The sequence below is a fragment of the Hymenobacter chitinivorans DSM 11115 genome (assembly GCF_002797555.1).
Taxonomy (GTDB): domain Bacteria; phylum Bacteroidota; class Bacteroidia; order Cytophagales; family Hymenobacteraceae; genus Hymenobacter; species Hymenobacter chitinivorans.
On sequence record NZ_PGFA01000004.1, the window covers coordinates 26,483 to 50,518 of the forward strand.

The window sequence follows — 24,036 nt, forward strand, 5'->3', positions numbered from 1 at the left end:
CCCGGGCATGGCTTTGCCCGTATACAGGACTTCCACCCGCCCCGCTCCTGCCCCATGCCTTTCGACTATACGCTCGACTTCAAGACCACCGACTTTCGGCGCCACCCCGAGCTGTACCGCGTGGGCAAGGGCGAGCAGGGCGTGTTGCTGGTGGAGCCCTACAAGTCGGAGATTCTGCCGCACTGGCGCTTCAAAAGTCCCGAGGTAGCCTGGGAGTCATCGGAGCAGATTTACCAGTTGTTTCTGGACTACCTGAAAGCCGACGACTTCGTGGGAGCCGACATGGCCCGCAAGTTTATTCAGATGGGCTTTACCCGGGCCCGGCGCTACGCCAACCACCGCGGCGGCAAGAAGTACGACGGGCCCGTGCCGGCCGACAAGAAGGGGCAGAGTGGCGCCCACGGCCGGGCCGAATTGCCCCGCAGCCCCGAGGACCCCGAAAAGGCCGCCGCTGCCGCCATCTTCAAGGCCAAGTGGGACGAGGCCAAGCTTCACCCCGACTACGTGCGGCAGAAGGCCGCGTTTGAGGCTCGCTACGGCAAGTGAGTCCTGAATGAATACCTACCTTTAAATCCGAATTCAGATTCTTACCAGAATTACTTCATCCAACCACCGAAACCAACCGAATCATGCAGAGCATCCAACCCCAACCCAGCAGCACCGAAGAAAACGAAATCATCCTGGGCACCGGCATGGGCCCGCTCAAGTTCGGCGCCACCCAGGACGAGGTCCGGGCCCTGATGGGCGAGCCCGAGGAAATTGAGGAGTCGGAAGACGACGACGAGTTTGAGCACCAGGCCTGGAATTACCTGGAGGAAGGCTACTCCCTGTACTTCGACCGGGAAGACGACTACCGCCTGAGCTGCATCGAAACCGACCACCCCGGCCTGCGTATCTTCGGCCAGCCGATTCACGGCAAGTCCGTGGACGAAATCCAGGAGCTCATGCGCCAGAACGGCCTTGAGTCGACGGAGGTGGAGCGCATGGATACCGGCGAAACCCGCCTCTCCTACGAGAAGGAAATGATTGACCTTTACTTTGATGAGGATCAGCTGCAGTTCGTCAACTTCGGCGTCTTTATCAGCGACGACCTGGAGGTGCAATGGCCCAGCTAGAGCCGGAGTTATCCACAAAATTCGGGCTTTTTAGTGTTGATAAGTTGATAAGTCGCTAATAACCCGCCGTTTTAGTGTATAAACCCAGGCCGTTTGGCTAATTCTAATAGCTGGCACGGTCGTTACGAAAACTTCCGGCAATAAAAAAGCCGACCCGCAGTGGGTCGGCTTTTTTTGTGTATTTCGGGGAAAGCCCAGCGCTAGAGGATAGCCCGGAACAGCAGGAACAACCCGCCCGAGAGGAACATTGTGACGGGCAGGGTGAGCACCCAGGCCAAGGCAATGTTGCGTACCATTTGGGGGTTCAGGTTCTTGATGCCGCGGTTGGCCACCATGGAGCCGGCAATGGCCGACGACAACACGTGAGTGGTCGAAACCGGCAGGCCAAACTGGGTATTGACGCCAATCATGGCGGCGGCTACCAGCTCGGAGGAGGCGCCCTGGGCGTAGGTCAGGTGCTCCTTACCAATCCGCTCCCCGATGGTTTTGACGATGCGCTTCCAGCCGATCATCGTGCCCACGCCCAGGGACAAGGCCACCATCAGCGACACTTCCCAGGGGGCGTAGTCGGTGAAGGTGCGCATCTGGGCCACGCTCGTGTCGAAGGTTTTGCGGTCGGCGGTGCTCAGCGGCACCTTTTCGCTGGCCACGAGCTTTTTGGATTTGTTGTGAATGAGCAGGATGGCCTTGCGGATTTCGAAGCGGGACTGCTCGGGTAGCTGTTTCACGTCGGTTTTGCCGGCGAAAATCTGGTCGAGCGTGGTGGTCTGGGTGCGGATGTCGGCCAGCAGCTGCCGGTCGGCTTGGCTCATGGTTTCGGGGTTGAGCTTGCCCATTACCAGCTCTATGTTGCTCAACGACTCGCGCATGTCGAGCGGGTTGAGCTTTTGGTTTAGGGCAAAGTGCACGGGCACGATGCCAATCAGGATGAGCATAATCAGGCCCACGCCCTTCTGCCCGTCGTTGGAGCCGTGGAAGTAGCTCACCAGCGTGCAGGTCGCAATCAGGATCAGGCGGATCCAGATGGGTGGGGGCTTGCGCTTGTGGGGCTCCCGGAAGATGGCCTTGGTTTGCACGAACCGTTTCAGCAGAAACATCATGATGATGGTCAGTGAAAAGCCGAAGATGGGGCTGATCAGCAGCGAAGCGCCGGTTTCGAGGGCCTTGGTCCAGTTCACAGCCGAGCCGTTGGAGTCGGGCAGCAGCGAAAAGGCAATGCCCACGCCCAGGATGGAACCAATCAGGGCGTGCGAGGAAGAGGACGGCAGGCCGTAGTACCAGGTACCCAGGTTCCAGATAATGGCCGCCACAATCAGGGCGCCCACCATGGCAATGCTGTGGTACACGTTCTGATCCACGAGGCTTTCCACGGGCAGCAGGTACACAATGCCCATGGCCACGGCAATGCCGCCGGTAAGAACCCCGATGAAGTTCCAGAAGCCGGACCACACCACCGCCACCCAGGGCCGCAGGGCGTTGGTGTAAATCACGGTGGCCACGGCATTGGCCGTGTCGTGGAAGCCGTTGACGAATTCGAAGGCGCAAGCTGCTACCAGACAAGTGATTAGCAGCAGAAGCACATGAGGCTCTAAGCCAAACATAAAAGGGGAATTAATGGGAAATCGGTTTTCATCGTTCCAAAGGTAGAGGGACCTTTAGGCGGGGCAAGATTATGAAATTGTTACGCCAAAATAGTACGCCTCCCGTTTGCATGCGCTTAACGCAGGAACCGATTCGGGGTTGGGCGCGGGCCTAATCTGTTGAGCTAGAAGCCCGCAGATGGGGCCGCAGGTAGAAAATACTGGCTTTTGCGAAGCTGTATTCTGCCGCGGCTCCGGTGGTTTCTGCTACTTTTGCCCACTTCTACTGTATCAGAGTACCTGAATATGAGCAACGCCCCGCAGAAAACGGCCGCCACTACCGCTGAAGGCACGCTGGCCGAAATCGTGTCGCACGCCAAGGAATACGGCTTCGTGTTTCCTTCCTCCGAAATCTACGACGGCCTGGCCGCCGTGTATGACTACGGCCCCAACGGCGTGGAGCTGAAGAACAACCTGAAGCAGCTCTGGTGGAAGGCCATGACCCAGCTCAACCAGAATGTGGTGGGCATCGACGCGGCCATCTTCATGCACCCCACCACCTGGAAAGCCTCCGGCCACGTCGACGGCTTCTCGGACCCCATGATTGACAACCTCGACAGCAAAAAGCGCTACCGCGCCGACGTGCTGCTCGAAGAAAAGGCCGCCGAGTACGAAAAGAACGGTGAAATAGCCCGGGCTGAAACCCTGCTAGCCGAAATGGGCCGCCTGCTCACGGCCGAGGACCTGGCCGGCGTCAAGCAGCTCATCATCGATGAGAAAATCCTGTGCCCGATCAGCAAGACCGGCAACTGGACCGACGTGCGCCAGTTCAACCTGATGTTCTCGACCCAGATGGGCGCCGTGGCCGAGGGCTCGAACGAAATCTACCTGCGCCCCGAAACGGCCCAGGGCATCTTCGTCAACTTTTTGAACGTGCAGAAGTCGGCCCGCCAGAAGGTGCCCTTCGGCATTGCCCAGATCGGCAAGGCCTTCCGCAACGAGATTGTAGCCCGGCAGTTTATCTTCCGCATGCGGGAGTTTGAGCAGATGGAAATGCAATTCTTCGTGCGCCCCGGCACCGAGGAAGAGTGGTACCAGCACTGGAAAGCCGCCCGCCGCCGCTGGCACGAAGTAATGGGTTTGCCCGCCGACAAGCTCCGCTTCCACGACCACGAGAAGCTGGCCCACTACGCCAAGGCGGCCGTGGATATTGAGTACGAATTCCCCTTCGGCTTCAAGGAAATCGAGGGTATCCACTCCCGCTCCGACTTCGACTTGACCCAGCACCAGCAGTTCAGCCGCAAAAAGCAGAACTACTTCGACAACGACATCAACCCAGAAACCGGCAAGCCCTACGGCAACTACGTGCCCTTCGTGGTGGAAACCTCGGTGGGTGCCGACCGGTTGTTTCTGGCCACGCTCTGCCAGGCTTTCCAGGAAGAAACTATCGTCGAAGGCGAAGGGGAGGAGCAGAAAACCAAAACCCGCAAGCTGCTGCGCCTGCACCCGGCCGTGGCCCCGGTGAAAGCCGCCATTTTCCCGCTGGTGAAAAAGGACGGCCTGCCCGAAAAGGCTAACGAAATCTACAACAGCCTGCGCCACGACTTCCGCCTGGTCGTCGAGGAGAAGGACTCCATTGGGACGCGCTACACCCGCCAGGACCTCATCGGCACGCCCTTCTGCATTGCCGTCGACCACCAGACCCTGGAGGACGAAACCGTAACCGTGCGCCACCGCGACTCGCGGGAGCAGACCCGCATGCCTATTTCGGAGCTGCGCGCCTACATTGGCGAGGCCGTGAGCTTGTCCCGAATTTTCGAGAAGCTCTAAGAAGTTCAGCAGCTGCCCAGCGCAAATACCCGGGGCCGTCATGCTGAGCATGGCGGCCCTTTGCGTTGTCGGTCGGCTGAAACGGGCCGGGCGTCGATTGAGGGGTAGCGCCGGGGGGAAACGGCTAGGTTTGCGGTTATTTCCTGCTCTGTATGAAACTCTCATACAAAATTCTATTTCCTATATGGGATTCTCATACAAAGTTTCCTGTTCGGGCTTCTTTCAGCCCCGGCTTCCTTCTCTTTCTACCAGCAAGTCATTGCGTACCTTTGCTAAATTTTAGCGGCCTATGTGGAGTAAACTCGCCTTATTTACGATTAAGAATCGGCGGATTCTGGTTCTGCTCCTGGCCGTTATTACGGTGTTCATGGGCTGGCAGGCCCGCAAAGTCGAAATGACCTACGACTTTGCCCAGGTCGTGAGTCCCGACGACCCGGACATGGTGTATTTCCAGCAGTTCAAGCGCACCTTCGGCGAAGACGGCAACGTGCTGGTGCTGGGCTTGCAGGACAGCAGCGTCTATAAGCTGGGCAACTTCAACGAGCTGCGCAGCCTGACCGATACCCTGGCCAAGGTGCAGGGCGTGAGCGGGGTGCTGTCCGTCACGAAGCTGCCCAAGCTCGAAAAAGACACCGCCAACCAGAGCTTCCGGGCCAGCCCCATCTTCAAGAAATTCCCCGAAACCCAGGCCGAGCTGGACTCTTTGATGCGGGTCGTGAACCAGCAGGAGTTCTACAAGGGCCAGCTGATTTCGCCCACTACCGGCGCCACGCTACTGGCCCTGACCATGGACCCCAAGTTCCTCAACTCCAGTAAGCGGGAGGGGGTGATGAAGGAAATCCTGGCCCACGCCGAGCGGTTTCAGCAGAAAACCGGCATCCGGATGCACTACGCCGGCCTGCCCTACGTGCGGGCCACGATGACGACCAAAGTGGCCTCGGAAATGAAGCTCTTCGTGGCCCTGACCATCGTCATGATGGCCCTGACGCTGTTCATGTTTTTTCGGACCTGGGCCGCGGTGGTGTTTCCCATCCTGATTGTGCTCATCGTCGTGGTGTGGTGCATCGGCTCGATGGTGTTGCTGGGCTACAAGATTAACCTGCTCACGGGCCTGATTCCGAGCATTATCATCGTTATCGGCATTCCCAACTGCACCTACCTGCTCAGCCGCTACCACTACGACTACCGCAAATCGGGCAACCAAGTGCTGGCCATGACCCGGGTAATCGGCAAAATCGGGCTGGTGACGCTGATGAACAACACCACCACGGCCATCGGCTTCGTGGTGTTCTGCTTCACCAACATTGCCATTCTGTTCCAGTTCGGGGCCGTGGCCACCATCAATATTTTCGTGGCCTTCCTGGTCTCGTTTATCCTGATTCCGATTGTCTTCACCATTCTGCCCCCGCCCACGCCCAAGCAGCTCGAGCACCTCGAAGCGGCCCCGCTGACCAAGCTGCTGGAGTTTTTCGAGCACCTGGTGCTGGAGCGCCGTGGCACGGTCTACATTGCGGCCGCCGCTTTCGTGGCTTTGTCCATCGGTGGCATTATGAAGGTAAAGTCGGTGTCGTACATGGTGGATGACTTGCCCAAGGACAGCTCGGTTAACTCCGACTTGAAGTTTTTCGAGCAGCATTTTAACGGCGTAATGCCCCTGGAAATCGTGGTCAATACCGGCTCGAAGCGGGGCATCATGAAACTCAAGAACCTGGAGAAGATTGACCGGTTCGAGAAGTTCCTGCGCACCCAGCCCGTGCTGACTACGCCGGTGAGCATCGTGACTTTCCTGAAGGCCTCGACCCAGGCGTTTTACAACGACAACCCCGAGTACTACCGCCTGCCCGATAACTCCGAGAAGAACTTTATCCTGACCTATCTGGCCCATTCCCAGGGCAAGGCCGGCGGGGGCATGGACAGCAAGCTGATCCGCTCCTTCACCGACTCCACCGGCCAACGGGCCCGGATTTCGCTGAAAATTGCCGACATCGGCTCCCGCAATCTGGACACGCTGCTCAGCAACCAGATTCAGCCCCAGATCAAGCAGATTTTCAACGGTACGGGCATGGACGTGAAGCTCACCGGCACCACGATTCTCTTTACCAAGGGCAACGAATATCTCATCGGCAGCCTCAAGGAAAGCCTGCTGATTGCCTTTGCGCTGGTGGGCCTGGTGGTTTTGATCCTGTTCCGCAGCATCCGGGCGGTGTTTTTCACGTTGCTGCCCAACTTCTTCACTCTGCTGCTCACCGGCGGCATCATGGGCTATTTCGGCATTCCGCTCAAGCCCAGCACGGCGCTTATTTTCAGCATTGCCCTGGGCATTGATGGCGACAACAGCATTCACTTGCTGGCCAAGTTCCGGCAGGAGCTGGCCGCCAACGGGCACCGGGTGCGGGCCGCCATCAGCACCACGCTCAGCGAGGCCGGCACCAGCATGATTTACACCAGCATCGTGCTGTTTCTGGGCTTTTCAGTGTTTGCCTTCTCCGAGTTTGGCGGCACCAAAGCCCTGGGCTTGCTCATGTCGGCCTCCCTGCTGATTACCAACTTCTCCAACCTGATTCTGCTGCCCTGCCTGCTCGTGACCTTCGAGCACGGCAAGGACGAAACCATCAACAAATCCTTCATCCAGCACTTCGACGACACGTATCTGGAAGAGGATGACGACATGGAAATCAACCTGCGCCGCATTCCGTTGCAGAAGAAGCCGGATGCTTTGGATTCGTAAGTGAGTCCCAAACTGTTACCTAGAATCACCTGTCATCCTGAGCTTAGCGAAGGACCTTATGCCAGTTGAACGACTTGTTCAAGCGTAATAAGGTCCTTCGCTAAGCTCAGGATGACAGTTCCGAGTAGAAATTGCCTAAGCTCATAGATCAAATGAACTACCCCGAATACAAGCAGCCGCTCAACTACGGCCAGGTCGGCACCGATATCCTGGCGTGGTGGAAGCAGAACGGCATCTTTGAGAAAAGCGTGAGCACCCGGGAAGGGCAGCCCACCTTCGTGTTTTATGAAGGCCCCCCATCGGCCAACGGCGCGCCCGGCATTCACCACGTCATGGCCCGCACCGTGAAGGACATCTTCTGCCGCTACCAGACCCTGCTGGGCAAGCAGGTGTCGCGCAAGGGCGGCTGGGACACCCACGGCCTGCCCATCGAGTTGCAGGTGGAAAAGGAGCTGGGCATCACCAAGGAGGATATCGGCAAGAAAATCAGCATCGAGGAGTACAACCAGCGCTGCCGCGAAACGGTCATGCGCTTCAAGGCCCAGTGGGACGACCTCACCGAGAAAATGGGCTATTGGGTGGACCTCGACGACCCCTACATCACCTTCGAGCCCGAGTACATCGAAAGCTGCTGGGCCCTGCTCAAAAAGCTCTACGACAAGGGCCTGCTCTACAAAGGCTACACCATCCAGCCCTACTCGCCGGCGGCAGGAACCGGCCTCAGCTCGCACGAGCTGAACCAACCCGGCACGTATCGGGACGTCAAGGACACGACCATCGTGGCCCAGTTCAAGGTGAAGCAGGATGAGAAATCAACCCAACTGTTTGCCGGCCTGGGCGAGGTTCCGACCTACATCCTGGCTTGGACTACTACGCCCTGGACTTTGCCGGCCAACACTGGTCTGGCCGTGGGCAAAAACATCAGCTACGTGCTGGTTCGCACCTTCAACCCTTACACCTACGCGCCCATCCGGGTCGTTTTGGCCGAGGCGTTGGTGGGTCGTCATTTCTCCGAGAAAGGCAAAGACGCGTCCCTGGAAGACTACCAAGCCGGCGACAAAGTGCTGCCCTGGCGCATCGAAGCCACGTTCAAAGGCTCTGACCTCGTCGGGGTCAACTACGAGCGGCTCTTTGGCCACGACAAGGGCTTTCCGGCCTTTGAAGGCGAGGAGCGCGCCTTCCGCGTTATCAACGGCGACTTCGTAACCACCGAAGACGGTACCGGCATCGTGCACATTTCGCCCACCTTCGGCGCGGATGACTTCCGCGCCGCGGCCCTGGCCGACGTGCCCGCACTGATGGTAATGGACGACGAAGGCAAGCTGGGCCCCATCGTGGACCGCACCGGCCGCTACGTGGCCCAGATGGGTGAATTTGGGGGCCGTTGGGTGAAAAACTACGACGGGCACGACCAGAGCGGCGCCGACTACAAAACCCTCGACGAAAGCATTGCCATCCGCATGAAAGGCGACGGCACGGCCTTCAAAGTGGAGAAGTACGAGCACACCTACCCCCACTGCTGGCGCACCGACAAGCCCGTGCTCTACTACCCGCTCGACTCCTGGTTTATCAAGACCACGGCGGTGAAAGACCGGCTCATCGAGCTCAACAAAACCATCAACTGGAAGCCCGAAAGCACCGGTACTGGCCGCTTTGGCAACTGGCTGGAAAACCTGGTCGACTGGAACCTGAGCCGCTCCCGCTACTGGGGCACGCCCCTGCCCATCTGGCGCAGTCAGGACGGCTCCGAGGAAATCTGCATCGGCTCCATCGAGCAGCTCAGCGCCGAAATTGACAAGGCCGTAGCCGCCGAAATCATGACCCACAACCCCTACAAAAAGGTGGATGGCAACTGGGTTATGGCCAGCAGCCTAACAACTGACAACGAGCAACAGACAACTAAAATCGACCTGCACCGGCCCTACGTGGACGATATTTTCCTGGTAAGCCCCACCGGCCAGGCCATGTACCGCGAAACCGACCTCATCGACGTGTGGTTCGACAGCGGCGCCATGCCCTACGCCCAGTGGCACTACCCGCTGGAAAACAAGGACGTGTTTGAGCGGAATTTCCCGGCCGACTTCATTGCCGAAGGCGTGGACCAAACCCGCGGCTGGTTCTTCACTTTGCACGCCCTGGGCGTGATGCTGGAGGATTCCGTGGCCTTCAAGAACGTCATGGCCAACGGCCTGGTGCTGGACAAGAACGGCAACAAGATGAGCAAGCGCCTCGGCAATGCCGTGGACCCGTTTGCTACCATCAGCCAGTACGGCCCCGACGCCACCCGCTGGTACATGATTGCCAACGCCCAGCCCTGGGACAACCTCAAATTCGACCTGGCCGGCATTACGGAGGTGCAACGCCGCTTCTTCGGTACGCTCTTCAACACCTACTCGTTCTACTCGCTCTACGCCAACCTCGACGGCTTCCAGGCCACCGAAACCGGCCGCGTGCCCCACGCCGAGCTCAGCGAGCTGGACCGCTGGATACTGTCGAAGCTCCAGTCTCTCATCCTCGAAGTGCGCGGCTACTACGACGGTTACGACCCGACCAAGGCGGCCCGCGCCATCCAGGATTTCGTGACGGATCAGCTCTCCAACTGGCACGTGCGCCTCTCGCGCCGCCGTTTCTGGAAGGGCGAGCTGACTACCGACAAGCGCGCCGCCTACGAAACCCTGCAGGAATGCCTCGTGACCGTGGCTCAGCTCATGGCTCCCATTGCGCCTTTCTTCGCCGAATGGCTCTACAAGAACATGACCGACGGCCTGCGCCAGGAAGGCAACGCCCAGCGCTGGACCGCCGAATCGGTGCACCTGACGCTGCTCGTGGAGGCCGATGAAACCCGTATCGACAAGGCCCTGGAGGAGCGGATGGAGCTGGCCCAGCGCATTTCTTCGCTCACGCACTCCTTGCGGAAGAAGTCGGTGCTGAAGGTGCGCCAGCCGCTGCAGCGCATCCTAGTGCCCGTATTGAACGACACCACGCGCGAACAGGTCGGCAAGGTCGAAGATTTGATCTGCGCCGAGGTGAACGTGAAGCACGTGGAGTTCCTCGACGATACCAGCGGGGTGCTGGTGAAGTCGGTGAAGCCCAATTTTAAGCGTCTGGGCCAGCAATACGGACCCAAATTGAAGGTGGTAGGCGCCCGGATTCAGCAGATGACGGCCGAGGAAATCAGCACGCTCGAAAAAACCGGGCAGCTGGCCGTCGAAATCGAGGGCGAAACCTACACCCTGGCTCCCGACGACGTGGAAATCCGCACCGATGACTTGCCCGGCTGGCTCGTGGCCACCGACGGCCCCCTCACCGTGGCCCTCGACGTGACCCTGACCGACGAGCTGCGCCAGGAAGGTGTGGCCCGCGAATTGGTCAACCGCCTGCAGAACCTGCGCAAGGACAGCGGCCTGGAAGTGCAGGACAAAATCCGGGTGACCCTGCAGCAGCAACCCGAGCTGGAAGCCGCCGTGCAGTCCTTCGGCAGCTACATCCGGGAGGAAATTCAGGCCCTGGCGCTGGATTTCGCGCCCGAAATCAGCGGCGGTTCGGTGCTCGAATTCGACGAGTATTCGGTGCCCGTGCAGCTGGAAGTCGCAAACGGCTGAGCCTAAGGTGCCAACCGATTCTTTCAACAGGTCGGTTGGCACACCGGCGCACAAAGCATTTCGGCAGGTCCCGAAATCGGTTCAAAAGGGCACAAAACGCCCGAAAAATATATACCAGAGGGCCGGAGCAAGGCTTGGGCTTACCGCACCGGAAAGTCTAAAATTCTTCGTCACTTTGTACCCGGAGAGGGGAGAGGTTCCGAAGCTGACACTACGTCAGCCCGAAGTCTCACTTCTCACTTCTAACCTCTCACTTCTCAGAAATGAAGTACTGGAAATACTACCTGCTGGCGTTGCTGGTCATCATCATCGACCAACTCTCGAAGTGGGCCGTGCACACCTACATGCAGCCGGGCATGGCGGGCGAAATTTCCCTGTTCGGCGACTGGGGCAAGCTTCATTATACGCTCAATCCGGGCATGGCTTTCGGCGTGGAACTGCCGCCGCCCTACGGCAAAATCCTGCTGACCAGCTTCCGGCTCGTGGCCATGGTGGGCATCAGCTACTACATCTACAAGCTGTGGCAGCGCCGGGCCGCTCCTGGCTTCATTGCCTGCGTAGCCCTGATTCTGGGCGGGGCCGTCGGCAACCTGGTTGACTCGATTTTCTACGGCATCATCTACGACAACGCTCCGTTTGGCGTGCCCACGCCCTGGTTTCACGGCCAGGTTATCGACATGCTGTTCGTCGACTTCCCCGACGGGTTTTTTCCCATTTCCTGGCCGCTGGTAGGAGGGAAGGTCATCCCCGACTTCCCCATCTTCAACATTGCCGACTCTTGCATTTTCATCGGCGTCGTGCTGATTCTGCTCAATCAGAACCGGTTTTTCGCCGAAGAACACGCCGCAAACCAAGTTGCCGAAGACGCCGAAGTGCCCCGCCGCGACGCCGAAACGCCGGAAGTGGTATAGAACAAGCCTTTTAAAAATTGAAAAGCCCGCTGGATTGCTCCAGCGGGCTTTTTTTATAGTAGCGCGAACTTTGTAGTTCGCGGGTCAGAACGACCAACCGGCGCGGGCCACGCGAACTACAAAGTTCGCGCTACGGGCTTGCTTACCACGTATAATGCACCAGCGGCCGGATTCGCTCATCGTAAATGGCCCGCACCTGCTGCATCTGCTCGTCGGTAATAGCCGGTAGCTCGGCCGCCTTCAGATTTGATTCCAGCTGGCTGGGCTTGGAAGCGCCGGGAATTACGCAGCTGACTTCGTCAAACATCAGCACCCAGCGCAGGGCCACGGGTGCCAGGTTGGGCTGGTCGGGAAATACTTTTTTAAGCGCTTCTACGGCCTCCAGGCCCACTTCGTAGTCAACCCCCGAGAAAGTCTCTCCTTTGTCGAAGGCGGCCCCTTCCCGGTTGAATTGGCGGTGGTCGTCGGGGGAGAAGGTGGTTTCTCTCGAAAACTTGCCCGTGAGCAGGCCGCTGGCCAGTGGCACCCGCACAATCAGGCCCACGTTGTGGCGCTTGGCTTCCGCAAACAGCAGCTCCTGGGGGCGCTGCCGGAACATGTTGAAGATGAGCTGAATGGAGCACACGTTCGGAAAAGTCAACGCCTTGAGGCCTTCTTCCACTTTTTCCACGCTCACACCCAGGTGCCGGATCTTGCCTTCCTGCTTGAGCCGGTCGAATACCTCGAAGATTTCGGGGCGGTAATACACCTCGGTAGGCGGGCAGTGGAGCTGAATCAAATCGATGGTGTCGAGCTGCATATTGCGCAGGCTCTGCTCCACGAATCGGCGCAGCACTTCGGGCTGGTAGGCCTCCGCGGTGTGGGGCTGCAGCTGCCGGCCGCACTTGGTGGCCACGTACACCTGCTCCGAGCGGCTGCGCACGAGCCGGCCCACGGCTTTTTCACTCTCGCCGTCGCCGTACACGTCGGCCGTGTCGATGAAGTTGATGCCGCTATCCACGGCGGCGTTTAGAATCTGGTCGGCGTTTTCGTGGCTGAACGGGTCGCCCCATTTGCCACCCACCTGCCAGGTGCCCAGGCTGATTTCGGAAACGGAAAGGTCAGTTTTGCCTAGTTTGCGGTACTGCATACGTGCGTAGAAGTAGGGTTTGGAGTCTGTTTTAAGCTGAATAAGCCTTACGTAAGCCTTGGCCGGCAAGCTACGCCCCGCCTGCCTATCTTTACCGATTATCGTCTCTGAATTCCCGTTTGCCGTGCCTGAGCCCATTCTGTCCGTCCGCAACCTGACCATCGACTTCCGTTCCCACCGCGGCGACGTGCGGGCCGTGCAGGACGTGTCCTTCGACCTGCACCGGGGCGAAACCGTGGCCATCGTGGGCGAATCCGGTTCGGGCAAGTCGGTAACCTCCCTGGCTTTGATGGGCCTGATTCCGATGCCGCCCGGCCGGATTGCCAGCGGCACAGCCCGGTTTCACTCCGAGGCCCTGGGCGAAGTCGATTTGCTCCAGCTCCCGGATCAGCAGCTGCAAAAAGTGCGCGGCAACGACATCAGCATGATTTTTCAGGAGCCGATGACCTCTCTGAACCCGGTCTACACCTGCGGCAGCCAGGTGGTGGAAGCCTTGCGCCTGCACACCACGCTTACGCAGAAAGAAGCCGAGGCCCGCACCGTGGAGCTGTTTCGCATGGCTCAGTTGCCCCGGCCCGAGAAAATCCTGACCAGCTACCCCCACGAAATCAGCGGGGGCCAGAAGCAGCGCGTGATGATTGCCATGGCGATGGCCTGCAACCCGGCCATCCTCATTGCCGACGAGCCCACCACCGCCCTCGACGTCACGGTGCAGGCTCGCATGCTCCAGCTCATCGACGAGCTGCGCCGCCAGCACAACACGGCCGTGCTCTTCATCACCCATGATTTGGGCGTGGTGGCCGAAATTGCCGACCGGATTCTGGTCATGTACCGCGGCCGGGTGGTGGAGCAGGGCCGAGTGCTCGACATCTTCACCAATCCCCAGCATCCCTACACCAAAGGCCTGCTGGCCTGCCGGCCCAAACTGTCGGTGGGGAAGACGCGCCTGCCCGTCGTGGCCGATTTTATGACCGAAGACGCCGAGGGTAACCTCGTGGAAAAACTCGCGCGTTCCACGCCGGAAAGCTCAACTATTGCCGTAACTGCTACCTCTGATAACATTTCTGTTGAAACCACCAAAACGTTCCCCGTGGAACAAAATGAGGCGGTTTTAGCTGGCGAAACGAAAGGGGAGGTGCTCAATCAAGCCCTAGCGGCCGAGGCTTCCAGCGGGGCTTCAGCTGCCGGCTCCGACCCGCTCTTACGGGTTGAAAACCTGAACGTCCACTTTCCCATTCGCAAGGGCTTCTTCAACCGCAAGCCCGAGTTCGTGCGAGCCGTGGACGGGGTTAGCTTCGACATCTTCCGGGGCGAAACTGTGGGCTTGGTAGGGGAGTCGGGCTGCGGCAAGACTACCCTGGGTCGGGCTCTTTTGCGGCTGGTGGAACCAACGTCGGGCCGCATTCTGTTCGAAGAAACGGACCTGGCCACGCTGCCCGCTGGCGAGCTGCGCAAACGGCGCAAGGAATTCCAGATGGTCTTTCAGGATCCTTACGCGGCCCTCAACCCCATGCTGACCGTGGGCGAGGCCATCCTGGAGCCGATGCGGGTGCATAATGTGGGCGGCACGAAGCAAGAGCAAAAAAATCGGGTGCTGGAGCTGCTGCGCACCGTGGGCCTCAAGGAAGAGCACTACCTGCGCTACCCGCACGAATTCTCGGGCGGCCAACGCCAGCGGATCTGCATTGCCCGGGCCCTGGCCCTGCAGCCCAAGTGCATCGTCTGCGACGAGTCGGTGTCGGCCCTCGACGTATCGGTGCAGGCCCAGGTGCTGAATCTGCTTAACCAGCTCAAGCGCGACTTCGGCATCACTTACCTCTTCATCACCCACGATTTGTCAGTGGCCCGCTTCATGTCCGACCGACTCTTGGTGATGAGTCAGGGCCAGATTGTGGAAAGCGGCCCGGCCGCCGAGGTCTACGCCAACCCCCGGCACGACTACACTAAGCAGCTGCTGGCCGCCATTCCCAAAGACGAGCCCAGTGACATTCGCGCCGCTGTGGCCCGCCGGGCCGTGGAAGCGTAGGGGAGAGTTGAAGCAAAATCATCCGAACGTCATTCCGAGCCGGCCGAGGAATCTCGCGTGCTGACGTTGCTTACTGCTGCTCTGCTGAGCATGACAGATCCTGGTATTACTTTACGCACCGCCTAACTACTATCATATCAGTCTGTCGCTATTTCTTAACCTTCCCGCATATAGTTCTTCTCGAATTTATTCCGTATTATCCCTTGTCTGCCGCGCTAAAGCTTTTTGGCCGCGGCCAAAACCCGGCCGCCTGGGCCGCGTTAATTCACCCTCAACCCCGCGCCTGAACCGGCGTACTTTCCTTTTACCTGCGCCGCCTGCGAAACCGAAAACAACTGGCGGCACCCTTATTTTCTAATGAAGAAAAAAGAAGAATCCGAGGCTCCCCGCGCTTCCGCGAAAGCCTCCCGCGCGCCCAAAGCCGCGCCTGCCCCAGTAACGAAAAGCCTGGTGTACCGCATTTTTGCCGACAACCCCGGCAAAGTATTTTCCTACCGCCAACTTTCCCGCCGCCTCGGCGTGACCACCAAGGAGCAGCGCGAAGACGTGTTCATTCACCTCAAAACCCTGCGCAACTCCGGCCAGCTAACCCACCTCCAAAACGACGACTACCGTCTCTCCGACCCCGAAGCCCAGAAGGTGCAGCCCCTGGCAAGTGAGCGGCAGGACCACGGCAAGAACTTCGTGAAAGGTGGCCGCCCCGTGGAAGCCGAATTTGGCAACGACCCCATCGTGCGCCGCCGCCGCACCCAGGGCTTCGACGAGCCCGGCGACGGCCAGCCGACGGCTAAACCACAATACCGGGAGCGGGGCCAAGAAGGTCCCGATACCATCACCGGCACCGTGGCCCTGGCTACGAGTCAGTACGCCTTCGTCATCTCGGAAGAAAGTGAAACCGACGTGCGCGTCTTTACCGACCGGCTGAAGTTTGCCATGCAGGGCGACACGGTCCGTATCCGCCTGCGCGGGCAGCGCGACGGCCGCCCCGTGGGCGACGTGGTGGAAGTAGTGAATCGGGTGAAAACTGAAATCGTGGGCCAGCTCAAAGTGCAGGGCGGCTTCGGCTTCGTCTCCCCCGACCACCGCAAGCTGTACTTCGACGTGTTCGTGCCTTTCGAGGCCCTGCACGGCGCCAACGACGGCGAGAAGGTACTGGTCAATATCACCGAGTGGCCTGAGGATAGCACCCGCCACCCCGTGGGCGAAATTGTGCGCAGCTTCGGCCCGGCCGGTCAGAACGAGGCCGAGATTAACGCCATCATGGCCGAGTTCGGCTTGCCCTTCGAATTCCCCGCCGACGTGGAGGAAGAGTCCGAAGCCATTCCCGACCAGATTCCCCAGGAGGAAATTGCCAAGCGCCGCGACTTCCGCCCCATTACCACCTTCACCATCGACCCCGCCGACGCTAAGGACTTCGATGACGCGCTGAGCGTGCAGAAGCTGGAGAACGGGCACTGGGAAGTCGGCGTCCATATTGCCGACGTGACCCATTACGTGACGCCCGGTACCATGCTGGAGAAGGAAGCCAAGCACCGCGCCACTTCCGTCTACCTCGTCGACCGGGTGATTCCGATGCTGCCTGAGCGCCTCTCCAACGGCGTCTGCTCGCTGCGGCCCCACGAGGATAAGCTGACTTTTTCGGCCGTGTTTGAGCTCGACGAGAAGGGCAAGCTCTACGACTCGTGGTTTGGCAAAACCATCATTCACTCCGACCGCCGCTTCAGCTACGAGGAGGCTCAGGAGCGAATCGAAAGCAAGGAAGGCGACTATGCCGAGGAGATAAATCTGCTCAACGACATGGCCAAGAAGATCTGCGCCGAGCGGTTCCGCAAGGGCGCCATCAGCTTCGAAACTCAGGAAGTGAAGTTCCGCCTCGACGAGAACGGCAAGCCCCTGGGCGTGTACGTGAAGGAGCGCAAGGACGCCCACAAGATGATTGAGGAGTTCATGCTCATGGCCAACCGCAAAGTGGCCGAGTTCGTCTACAAGCTCAAGAAGACCAAGCCGCGCTTCACGATGGTGTACCGGGTGCACGACGCCCCCGACGCCGACCGCCTCCAGAACTTCGCCCTCTTCGCCCAGAAGTTTGGCCACACTCTGGACCTGACCAACCCGAAAAAGCTCAGCACCGAGCTCAACGATTTGTCGACGGAAGTCATTGGCCGCCCCGAGCAGAACGTCATCCAGACCCTGGCCGTGCGCACCATGTCCAAGGCCAAGTATACCACCGAGCCCATGGGGCACTTTGGTCTGGCTTTCGAGCACTACTCGCACTTTACCTCGCCCATCCGCCGCTACCCCGACATGATGGCCCACCGCCTGCTGGAGCACTACCTGCAGGGTGGTAAAAACGTGAAGGTGGAGCCCGTGGAAGAAGAGTGCAAGCATTCCTCCGAGCGCGAGAAGCTGGCCGCCAATGCCGAGCGCGCCAGCATCAAGTACAAGCAGGTCGAGTTCATGGCCGACGTCATCGGCGAGCAGTTCAAGGGCGTCGTCTCGGGCCTCACCGAGTGGGGACTCTATGTGGAAATCGAGGAGAACAAGTGCGAAGGCATGATCCGCCTGAGCGATTTGCCCGGCGACTTCTACGAGCTCGACAAGGATAACTACCGCCTCATCGGGCAGCGCAACAAGAAGATCATCCAGTTCGGCGACGAGATTCAGGTAGTGGTGAAAGCCGCCAACCTGCTCGACCGCACCATTGACTTCGAAGTGGTGGACAACCGCCCCGACTACGAGAAAAGCCGGGAAAAGGAAGAGCGCCGCAACAGCCGCGGCGGCGACCGTTCCGACCGCAACCGGGGCCCCCGCAATGAGAAGCCAGGTGGTGGCCGCGGCCCCGGTGGCAAGGGCGGCGGAGGCCGCAGCGGCGGGGGCGATAAGCGCCGCCGCTAACAGCTGTCATTGCAAGGCTGAAGGCCGTTAGATGCCCTCTGAAATGTACTGAGCTGCCGTAAATGAAAGCCCTTTCCCGTTGCGACGGAAAAGGGCTTTTTTTCTTTCTCACATCAACCATTCAGCGAAACTCTACCGGGTAATGGACTTCAATGTCATCGACCTTGCCTTCGCGCTTACCCGGCGTAAACAATGGCGCTTTGCTGATCAGCTCCACCGCTGTTGCATCGTAAGCCGCGTCGATTCCTTTACCCGGAGCTACGTGCGCACCCTTTACCGCCCCCGACTTCAACACCGTGAATGTGACCCAAACTTTCCCCGCTTCTTTAGGACCGTCGGGCCGCTTTAGGTTCTTGCGGACGTAGCTCTGGTAGCCATACTGCCCACCCGGAAAAGACGGCATTACCTCTACGTACACATACCGCATTCTGCCAGAAGCCAGAGAGCCGGAATCGGTAGTGACTTCGGGCGTGGCTGCTTTCTTCTTGGCCGGCGTGGGGATAGTCTTAGCGGGCCGCGCTGGTGGCACTACCGGGACTGGTGGGCTGGCTTCCCAGCGGTTATAAGGAGCTTGAGCCGCACCGGAATCGGGAAGAGTACTAACGCGGCCCAGCGCAATTGGGCACTTGGTGATAGCAGCATAGGAACACGAGGCCAGAGTTGTCTGAAAATATCATTTTGGCCCGGCTTCGTCCCTCACAACGCCGCGTTGGTAGCGGCATACCCACAACAACCAACCCGCAGCTTCCCCAACTCATCCGTTCCCCGTACCTTGCCGGCGCACCCTTTTGATTGCCTGTGGACCTTTCCTATTTCTCCAATAAAATCACCGCCGCCCTAGCGCTGCAGCGCTATGGCGAGGCCCCCGAAACCCTCTACGAGCCCATCCGCTACATCATGGCTCTGGGCGGCAAGCGCATTCGGCCCCTGCTTACGCTGCTGGGCGCCCACCTCTTCACCGACGACCTGGACCCCATCATCAAGCCGGCCCTGGGCACCGAGGTCTTTCACAACTTTACCCTGCTCCACGACGACATCATGGACCAGGCGCCGCTGCGCCGCGGCCAGCCCACGGTGCACGAAAAATGGAATTCGACGGTGGCCATTCTCAGCGGCGACGTCATGCTGGTGCGGGCCTATGAGCTGTTTCTCGATGTGAAGCCCGAACTGCTGGCCCCGGTACTGCGCCGCTTCAGCCAAACGGCCGCCGAGGTCTGCGAAGGCCAGCAGTGGGACATGAACTTCGAAACCGAGTCCACCGTCAGCATCGCGCAGTACCTGGATATGATTCGGCTCAAGACGGCCGTGCTGCTGGGCTTCTGCCTGGAGCTGGGGGCCCTGCTGGCCGGCGCGTCCCTGGAAGCTGCCGACCACCTGCGCCAGTTCGGCACCGATATCGGCCTGGCCTTTCAACTGCGCGACGACCTGCTCGACGTGTACGGCGACGCGGCGACCTTCGGCAAGCGCGTCGGCGGCGACATCGTTTCGGACAAGAAAACCTTTTTGCTGCTCACCGCTCAGGCCCAGGCTAACGCCGAGCAAAGCGCCCTGCTCGCCCGGCACATCGGCCAGCCCGTCACGGATGCCGAAGCCAAAGTGCGGGCCGTGCGGGCCGTGTACGACGAGCTGGGTATCCGGGCCCAAACCGAAACCCTCATCAACCAGTACTTCCAGGAAGCCCTGCACCACCTCGACCGGGTGACCGTGCCCGCCGAGCGGAAAGAGCCGCTGCGTGGCGTGGCGTTGCAGCTGCTGGAGCGGGAAAGCTAGGCTTGCTGGAATAGCCTGTTTTAAGCCCTTCACGAAGACTTGGCCCGATAAGCTGAGTCTTCGTTCGTTCCGGGGCCTGGCAAGCCGCCAGATGGCCCTAAAATCAGTTTTTCTTCTTTTTTACCTCCCGACTTCCAACCCATGCTCACTCTCGAAGCCCCCATCGTGCTGCTTCTGCTCACGGCTGGCATCTCCATCTACGCCTGGTCCAACCAGGATTTCATGGACAGCTGGATTCTGAACCCGGTCGAAATGAACCGGCGCGGCGAATGGTACCGCCTGCTCACCTCCGGCTTTCTGCACGCCGACTGGATGCACCTTATCTTCAACATGCTGGCCTTTTACTCCTTCGGCCGAATGGTGCAGGATATCCTGGTTATGGCCAGCGGCACCACCGTGGGCCTGCTGCAGTTTCTGGGGCTGTACCTGGGCGGCATCATCGTCTCCGATCTGCCCACCTACTTCCGCCACCGCACCGACCCTCACTACCGCAGCCTGGGCGCTTCGGGTGGGGTAGCGGCCGTCATCTTCGCCAGTATTCTGTTCAACCCCGTGGGAGCTGATGGGGAAGGCATCCGAATCTTCCCGATTCCGATTCCCATCAAGCCTTTCATCTTCGGCTTCCTGTACCTGGGCTACTCCTACTACATGGGCCGCCGCCGCGGCGACAATATCAACCACGATGCCCACTTCTACGGCGCGCTCTACGGTATCATCCTGACACTCATCTATATACCCCGGGTAGGCATCCATTTCTGGAGCGAAATACAGCGCTTTATATTTTAAAATGCTAATAATCAATTAGTTATCTATATAGCTGGCAGCCGATTATATCCATTCCGGAAGTCATGCGTAAAGAGCGGCATATTCTCGTTCTTCTCTCCACCAACACCTGACTTCTCATGAATAAGATTGCTGCCCTCGCCAACCGTTTGCCGGTTACGGCCCTTCTGCTTACCGCACTCACGCTGACTACCACTGCCTGCAGCCGTTTCAACAACAACGGCAGCCTGTCGATCTGGGGCATTGCGATTCTTGTTCTCGACGTACTGGCCTTGATTGACGTGTTCCGCCAGCCCTGGACTATTGGCAAGAAAATTCTCTGGGTCGCCATCATCTGGTTCCTGCCGGTGCTGGGCCTGATCTTGTACTACCTGCTCTCGGGCCGCGGCAAATCCAACTTGGCCTAGTCACCAGTCTTCCTCAGTCGTACCAACAGAAAGCCCCGCCACAATCCTGTGGCGGGGCTTTCTGTTTTAGCTCCCCGATGTGCTAAGCGGAGAGGTTAGTCACGCTTCAGCAGCCGGTCTTTCTCCAGGCGCGCCACGTGTTTGAGCAGCTCGCCAGTGTTCGTGATTTCCTTCACCTGCCAATAGTCGCCCTTGTCCTGCATCTTCACCTCGATAACCATCGTCGTGTCGTACTTCGGCTGGGTAATCTCGATGCCGACCAGAGCCTTGTCGCCCTGCTCGTTTACGTACTTAATGTCCTTGAACTGGCTGTCATTGCTTACCACTTTGCTGGCCAGCCCGGCCAGCGACACCTTCACCAGGCGGTCGGGCTGAGCGGCAGCGGCGGCCTCCAGGGAGCCCGACTCCACGTAGTTCTGCACTTCCTTATGAGCGGCTTTTGCCAGCTGGGGCTTCAGCAGCCGCAGGGCGCCTTTGAAGGCAAACGAGCCGGGGTTCAGCAAGCCCAGTGCCGAGCTTTGGCTGGTCACCTGATCCACTAAGCTCCCAGTCACGCTGTTCACATCCACGTAGCGCTCAAAAGCAGCCATGTCGTGGTCCTGGGTGGCCTTGGCCGCCTGCATCAGGGAGTATTCGGGGCCCGTGGTCAGGCTGCGGTAGTACAGATAGCCACCTACCCCGAGTGCTGCCAGCAGCAACAGCAAAACAATCTTTTTCATAAAGTGCAAGGAAGAGAATACAAGGTTAGTGGGCAAAAATATTGGTTTTGCTACCTAATCTAGCGCCCAGGGCCCAAGAAGACTTTCTAGCCATCGGTACCGTTCAAGCTGCTATCCGCTCAAGTCAGGCTACAGTCCCGAAAATCATGCTCACAAGGCTTTAAATAGTCTTTCCCGCCGCTTTGTGTTGCCGTGTAAGACCAAAATCGGCCATTCAGCATTACTGCTCCGTATCAAGCAGATGAGCACTGCTGTGGCACATTCTAACCTACCACGACCCGAAATTCACGGGCACCGGGGATGCCGGGGCCTGTGGCCGGAGAATACGCTGCCGGCCTTCGTGCATGCCGTAGCTCTCGGCGTGGATGTATTGGAGCTTGACGTCGTCATTTCGGCCGATAACCAGGTCGTCGTGTCCCATGAGCCATGGTTTTCGGCCGCTATTTGCCGCCTGCCTAACGGTGCTCTGATTGATCCTGCTCAGGAGCTACGGCATAATCTCTACCAGCTTACCTACGCCGAAATCCGGCAGTACGACTGCGGCCTGACCCAGCATCCGCGCTTCCCGGAACAGCAACCAACGCCGGCTTACAAACCCCTGCTACGGGACGTAATCCGGCGGGTGGAAGCGCAGGCTAAGGAGCTCGGCCGGCGTGCCCTACGGTATAGTGTCGAGATAAAAACCGAGCCGGATGGTGACAATCTGTTTCATCCCGCGCCTCCTGAATTCGTGGCGTTAGTAGTCGCTGCGCTAGGAGAGGAGGGAGTTCTGGAGCGGACTACGCTGCTCTCCTTCGACAAGCGAATTCTGCAGCAAGCCCGGCTACTAATTCCTAAAGGGCCGCTGTGCTTGCTGGTAGAAGACGGACAGTCATTGGCTCATCATCTCGCAGAGCTGGGCTTTGTGCCGGCCGTCTTCGGCCCCGATTATACCCTGCTTACTCCAAGCTTGCTCCACGAAGTACAAGCCCTTGGCCTGCGCCTAGTACCCTGGACGGTAAACGATGTAGCCGCCATGCAGCAGCTCGTTACGCTCGGTGTCCAAGGCATCACCACCGATTATCCCAACCGACTTCGAGACGTCCTGAACGGGCAGCAATAACCATTCTATTCTTAGACGTACTGTCCACGCCTAGTGTAGCCGTGGAACACGTAGGCAAAAGCGCATTTCTCATCAGCATTGGGCATTTGAGAGCAGGAGTGTTTCACATTCATTGTTGTGATGAATGCGGTTGTTACAATACATGTATTACACATTGTGTATGTCTGTAAAGGGTTTGTTCTGTAACAGTGTTGTGTAATTTGTAATTTGTTACGTGTTACAATAAATGTCTGTTACATTGTTACAGGGTCCTTCTTTGTACATATTTACACCATCCGTTTGTTTCATTGCAACACTTGTGGCATCTTTACACTCTGTCCTTATTACAACCCGCCCTCTATGCCACACCAAGGCGAAATCCTGCAGGAAGCCATCAAAAACAGCGGTATTTCTATTACCCGTATTGTGGAGGAACTGGGTATTACGCGTCCAACTATATATCGTAAATTCAAAGAGGATAACTTGGATTACGCTTTTGTAAAGCGAGTAGGCGAAATAATCGGACACGACTTTTCAAATGATTTTACTTCGTTACAACAAGCTGTACTGCCTTTCGCAACATCTACTGTAACGAACACGAACAATGTAACTGTAACACCGCGTTCTAATGTGTTACAAACGGCTGATTCTGATCCTGTAAAGCAGCTTATGGCGTTACAAACGAAGTATATAGCTCTCCTAGAAGCCTACAATGAGCTGCTTATGAAGGTGTACGGTCCTAAATGACAAAAATGTTCCACGTGAAACATTTTTGTCATCCTGGGCGTAGAGTTGGGCTGTATCAGTGCCCTTAGATAGGCGGATAGAATAGGGCAAAAGCGTAGCCTTCTGCGTAGTCCATTCAGTACACAATTTGACAGCGTTCCTGTTGGAGTAGATACATCTCCTGGTGCACGGCCAACGCCGACAAGGCATTGTCGAACTCGGCTTTGTTTCGCTCCCGAAACTCTCGTCTCTTGATAGCCTCAAGGAAGCGCCGACTGTCCTCGGGCGTTTCCAGACTGAGTCCGGGTACCGTGGTGGGGCGGCCCGTATCGTCCTTGGCTACCATGGTGAAGTAGGAGGTGTTGGTATGTTTGACGGAGCCACTGCGCACGTCCTCGGCAATTACCTTAATGCCGACCAGGAGGGAAGTCCGACCCACATAGTTGACCGAGGCCAGCAACGATACCAGCTCGCCCACCTCGACTGGCTGCAGGAAGTTCACGCCGTCCACACTCACGGTCACGCAGTAGTTGCCGGCGTGTTTGGAGGCCGCCGCATAAGCCACCTTATCCATTAAGGATAGCAGGATGCCGCCGTGGATCTTGCCCCCGAAGTTGGCGTAGGAGGGAATCATTAATTCGGTAAGCGTGACGCGGGAATACGACACGGGGCGGAACTCAGGTAATGCAATTTGGGACATGAAGTAGAAGAGGGAAGAAGTGAAAGACTTGCTA

18 protein-coding genes are annotated in these 24,036 nt (G+C 58.5%); 13 read left to right on the forward strand and 5 right to left on the reverse strand.

Annotated elements, in window-relative coordinates; all coding sequences use genetic code 11:
- Positions 1-54 precede the first annotated feature (54 nt).
- A complete protein-coding gene (locus tag CLV45_RS20095; RefSeq protein ID WP_100338286.1) occupies positions 55-546 on the forward strand; it encodes a DUF4385 domain-containing protein in 492 nt (163 codons plus the stop codon).
- An 83-nt stretch (positions 547-629) separates the two neighbouring features.
- Entirely contained in the window at positions 630-1,115 is a 486-nt protein-coding gene (locus CLV45_RS20100; RefSeq protein WP_100338287.1) for a hypothetical protein, read from the forward strand.
- Between the two features lie 200 nt (positions 1,116-1,315).
- On the opposite strand, the gene CLV45_RS20105 is transcribed toward CLV45_RS20100, so the two are convergent.
- Positions 1,316-2,716 (reverse strand): inorganic phosphate transporter, encoded by a 1,401-nt coding sequence (locus tag CLV45_RS20105; RefSeq protein ID WP_100338288.1) that lies wholly within the window; start codon positions 2,714-2,716, stop codon positions 1,316-1,318.
- 285 nt (positions 2,717-3,001) lie between these two features.
- Here CLV45_RS20105 and CLV45_RS20110 point away from each other — a divergent pair, with 285 nt between their 5' ends.
- The 4 genes from CLV45_RS20110 to CLV45_RS20125 all read left to right on the forward strand — a co-directional run bounded on the left by CLV45_RS20110 (position 3,002) and on the right by CLV45_RS20125 (position 11,766).
- On the forward strand, positions 3,002-4,525 hold the full coding sequence (locus tag CLV45_RS20110; protein ID WP_100338289.1) for a glycine--tRNA ligase: 1,524 nt from the start codon (positions 3,002-3,004) through the stop codon (positions 4,523-4,525).
- A 289-nt stretch (positions 4,526-4,814) separates the two neighbouring features.
- Positions 4,815-7,253, forward strand: coding sequence for an efflux RND transporter permease subunit (locus CLV45_RS20115; protein ID WP_100338290.1), 2,439 nt, complete (start codon positions 4,815-4,817; stop codon positions 7,251-7,253).
- Positions 7,254-7,405: 152 nt separating this feature from the next.
- Complete coding sequence (gene ileS / locus CLV45_RS20120) at positions 7,406-10,855, forward strand: isoleucine--tRNA ligase (protein ID WP_100338291.1); 3,450 nt, start codon at positions 7,406-7,408, stop codon at positions 10,853-10,855.
- Between the two features lie 263 nt (positions 10,856-11,118).
- The gene (locus tag CLV45_RS20125; protein ID WP_100338292.1) at positions 11,119-11,766 is read left to right on the forward strand and encodes a lipoprotein signal peptidase; all 648 of its coding nucleotides are present in this window, start codon (positions 11,119-11,121) and stop codon (positions 11,764-11,766) included.
- A 142-nt stretch (positions 11,767-11,908) separates the two neighbouring features.
- On the opposite strand, the gene CLV45_RS20130 is transcribed toward CLV45_RS20125, so the two are convergent.
- Entirely contained in the window at positions 11,909-12,895 is a 987-nt protein-coding gene (locus CLV45_RS20130; protein WP_100338293.1) for an aldo/keto reductase, read from the reverse strand.
- A 124-nt stretch (positions 12,896-13,019) separates the two neighbouring features.
- On the opposite strand from CLV45_RS20130, the gene CLV45_RS20135 reads away from it, so the two are divergent.
- A complete protein-coding gene (locus CLV45_RS20135) occupies positions 13,020-14,921 on the forward strand; it encodes an ABC transporter ATP-binding protein (RefSeq protein ID WP_100338294.1) in 1,902 nt (633 codons plus the stop codon).
- 357 nt (positions 14,922-15,278) lie between these two features.
- Positions 15,279-17,816 carry a ribonuclease R gene (rnr, locus tag CLV45_RS20140; RefSeq protein ID WP_100338295.1) on the forward strand — a complete coding sequence of 846 codons (2,538 nt, stop codon included), beginning with the start codon at positions 15,279-15,281 and terminating at the stop codon, positions 17,814-17,816.
- Between the two features lie 121 nt (positions 17,817-17,937).
- On the opposite strand, the gene CLV45_RS20145 is transcribed toward rnr, so the two are convergent.
- Positions 17,938-18,219 (reverse strand): TonB family protein, encoded by a 282-nt coding sequence (locus CLV45_RS20145; RefSeq protein WP_157807679.1) that lies wholly within the window; start codon positions 18,217-18,219, stop codon positions 17,938-17,940.
- 395 nt (positions 18,220-18,614) lie between these two features.
- Here CLV45_RS20145 and CLV45_RS20150 point away from each other — a divergent pair, with 395 nt between their 5' ends.
- The 3 genes from CLV45_RS20150 to CLV45_RS20160 all read left to right on the forward strand — a co-directional run bounded on the left by CLV45_RS20150 (position 18,615) and on the right by CLV45_RS20160 (position 20,776).
- Complete coding sequence (locus tag CLV45_RS20150) at positions 18,615-19,586, forward strand: polyprenyl synthetase family protein (RefSeq protein ID WP_100338297.1); 972 nt, start codon at positions 18,615-18,617, stop codon at positions 19,584-19,586.
- 141 nt (positions 19,587-19,727) lie between these two features.
- Positions 19,728-20,372 (forward strand): rhomboid family intramembrane serine protease, encoded by a 645-nt coding sequence (locus CLV45_RS20155; RefSeq protein ID WP_100338298.1) that lies wholly within the window; start codon positions 19,728-19,730, stop codon positions 20,370-20,372.
- Positions 20,373-20,488: 116 nt separating this feature from the next.
- Positions 20,489-20,776, forward strand: coding sequence for a PLD nuclease N-terminal domain-containing protein (locus CLV45_RS20160; RefSeq protein ID WP_100338299.1), 288 nt, complete (start codon positions 20,489-20,491; stop codon positions 20,774-20,776).
- Positions 20,777-20,871: 95 nt separating this feature from the next.
- Here the strand turns inward: CLV45_RS20160 and CLV45_RS20165 are convergent, their stop codons facing one another.
- Complete coding sequence (locus CLV45_RS20165) at positions 20,872-21,495, reverse strand: DUF2939 domain-containing protein (RefSeq protein WP_100338300.1); 624 nt, start codon at positions 21,493-21,495, stop codon at positions 20,872-20,874.
- Between the two features lie 241 nt (positions 21,496-21,736).
- On the opposite strand from CLV45_RS20165, the gene CLV45_RS20170 reads away from it, so the two are divergent.
- Together CLV45_RS20170 and CLV45_RS20175 are read left to right on the forward strand one after the other, a co-directional pair.
- Positions 21,737-22,597, forward strand: a complete 861-nt coding sequence (locus CLV45_RS20170) for a glycerophosphodiester phosphodiesterase family protein (RefSeq protein WP_100338301.1) — start codon at positions 21,737-21,739, stop codon at positions 22,595-22,597.
- Positions 22,598-22,936: 339 nt separating this feature from the next.
- Positions 22,937-23,323, forward strand: coding sequence for a helix-turn-helix domain-containing protein (locus tag CLV45_RS20175; protein ID WP_100338302.1), 387 nt, complete (start codon positions 22,937-22,939; stop codon positions 23,321-23,323).
- Between the two features lie 115 nt (positions 23,324-23,438).
- Here CLV45_RS20175 and CLV45_RS20180 read toward each other — a convergent pair whose 3' ends face one another.
- Positions 23,439-24,002, reverse strand: a complete 564-nt coding sequence (locus CLV45_RS20180) for an acyl-CoA thioesterase (protein WP_245882931.1) — start codon at positions 24,000-24,002, stop codon at positions 23,439-23,441.
- Between the last annotated feature and the right edge of the window lie 34 nt (positions 24,003-24,036).

Coding starts and splice junctions, on each gene's coding strand:
- CLV45_RS20095 (WP_100338286.1), top strand. CDS start 55: ATGCCTTTCGACTATACGCTCGACTTCAAGACCACCGACTTTCGGCGC.
- CLV45_RS20100 (WP_100338287.1), top strand. CDS start 630: ATGCAGAGCATCCAACCCCAACCCAGCAGCACCGAAGAAAACGAAATC.
- CLV45_RS20105 (WP_100338288.1), bottom strand. CDS start 2,716: ATGTTTGGCTTAGAGCCTCATGTGCTTCTGCTGCTAATCACTTGTCTG.
- CLV45_RS20110 (WP_100338289.1), top strand. CDS start 3,002: ATGAGCAACGCCCCGCAGAAAACGGCCGCCACTACCGCTGAAGGCACG.
- CLV45_RS20115 (WP_100338290.1), top strand. CDS start 4,815: ATGTGGAGTAAACTCGCCTTATTTACGATTAAGAATCGGCGGATTCTG.
- ileS (WP_100338291.1), top strand. CDS start 7,406: ATGAACTACCCCGAATACAAGCAGCCGCTCAACTACGGCCAGGTCGGC.
- CLV45_RS20125 (WP_100338292.1), top strand. CDS start 11,119: ATGAAGTACTGGAAATACTACCTGCTGGCGTTGCTGGTCATCATCATC.
- CLV45_RS20130 (WP_100338293.1), bottom strand. CDS start 12,895: ATGCAGTACCGCAAACTAGGCAAAACTGACCTTTCCGTTTCCGAAATC.
- rnr (WP_100338295.1), top strand. CDS start 15,279: ATGAAGAAAAAAGAAGAATCCGAGGCTCCCCGCGCTTCCGCGAAAGCC.
- CLV45_RS20145 (WP_157807679.1), bottom strand. CDS start 18,219: ATGCCGTCTTTTCCGGGTGGGCAGTATGGCTACCAGAGCTACGTCCGC.
- CLV45_RS20155 (WP_100338298.1), top strand. CDS start 19,728: ATGCTCACTCTCGAAGCCCCCATCGTGCTGCTTCTGCTCACGGCTGGC.
- CLV45_RS20160 (WP_100338299.1), top strand. CDS start 20,489: ATGAATAAGATTGCTGCCCTCGCCAACCGTTTGCCGGTTACGGCCCTT.
- CLV45_RS20165 (WP_100338300.1), bottom strand. CDS start 21,495: ATGAAAAAGATTGTTTTGCTGTTGCTGCTGGCAGCACTCGGGGTAGGT.
- CLV45_RS20170 (WP_100338301.1), top strand. CDS start 21,737: ATGAGCACTGCTGTGGCACATTCTAACCTACCACGACCCGAAATTCAC.
- CLV45_RS20175 (WP_100338302.1), top strand. CDS start 22,937: ATGCCACACCAAGGCGAAATCCTGCAGGAAGCCATCAAAAACAGCGGT.
- CLV45_RS20180 (WP_245882931.1), bottom strand. CDS start 24,002: ATGTCCCAAATTGCATTACCTGAGTTCCGCCCCGTGTCGTATTCCCGC.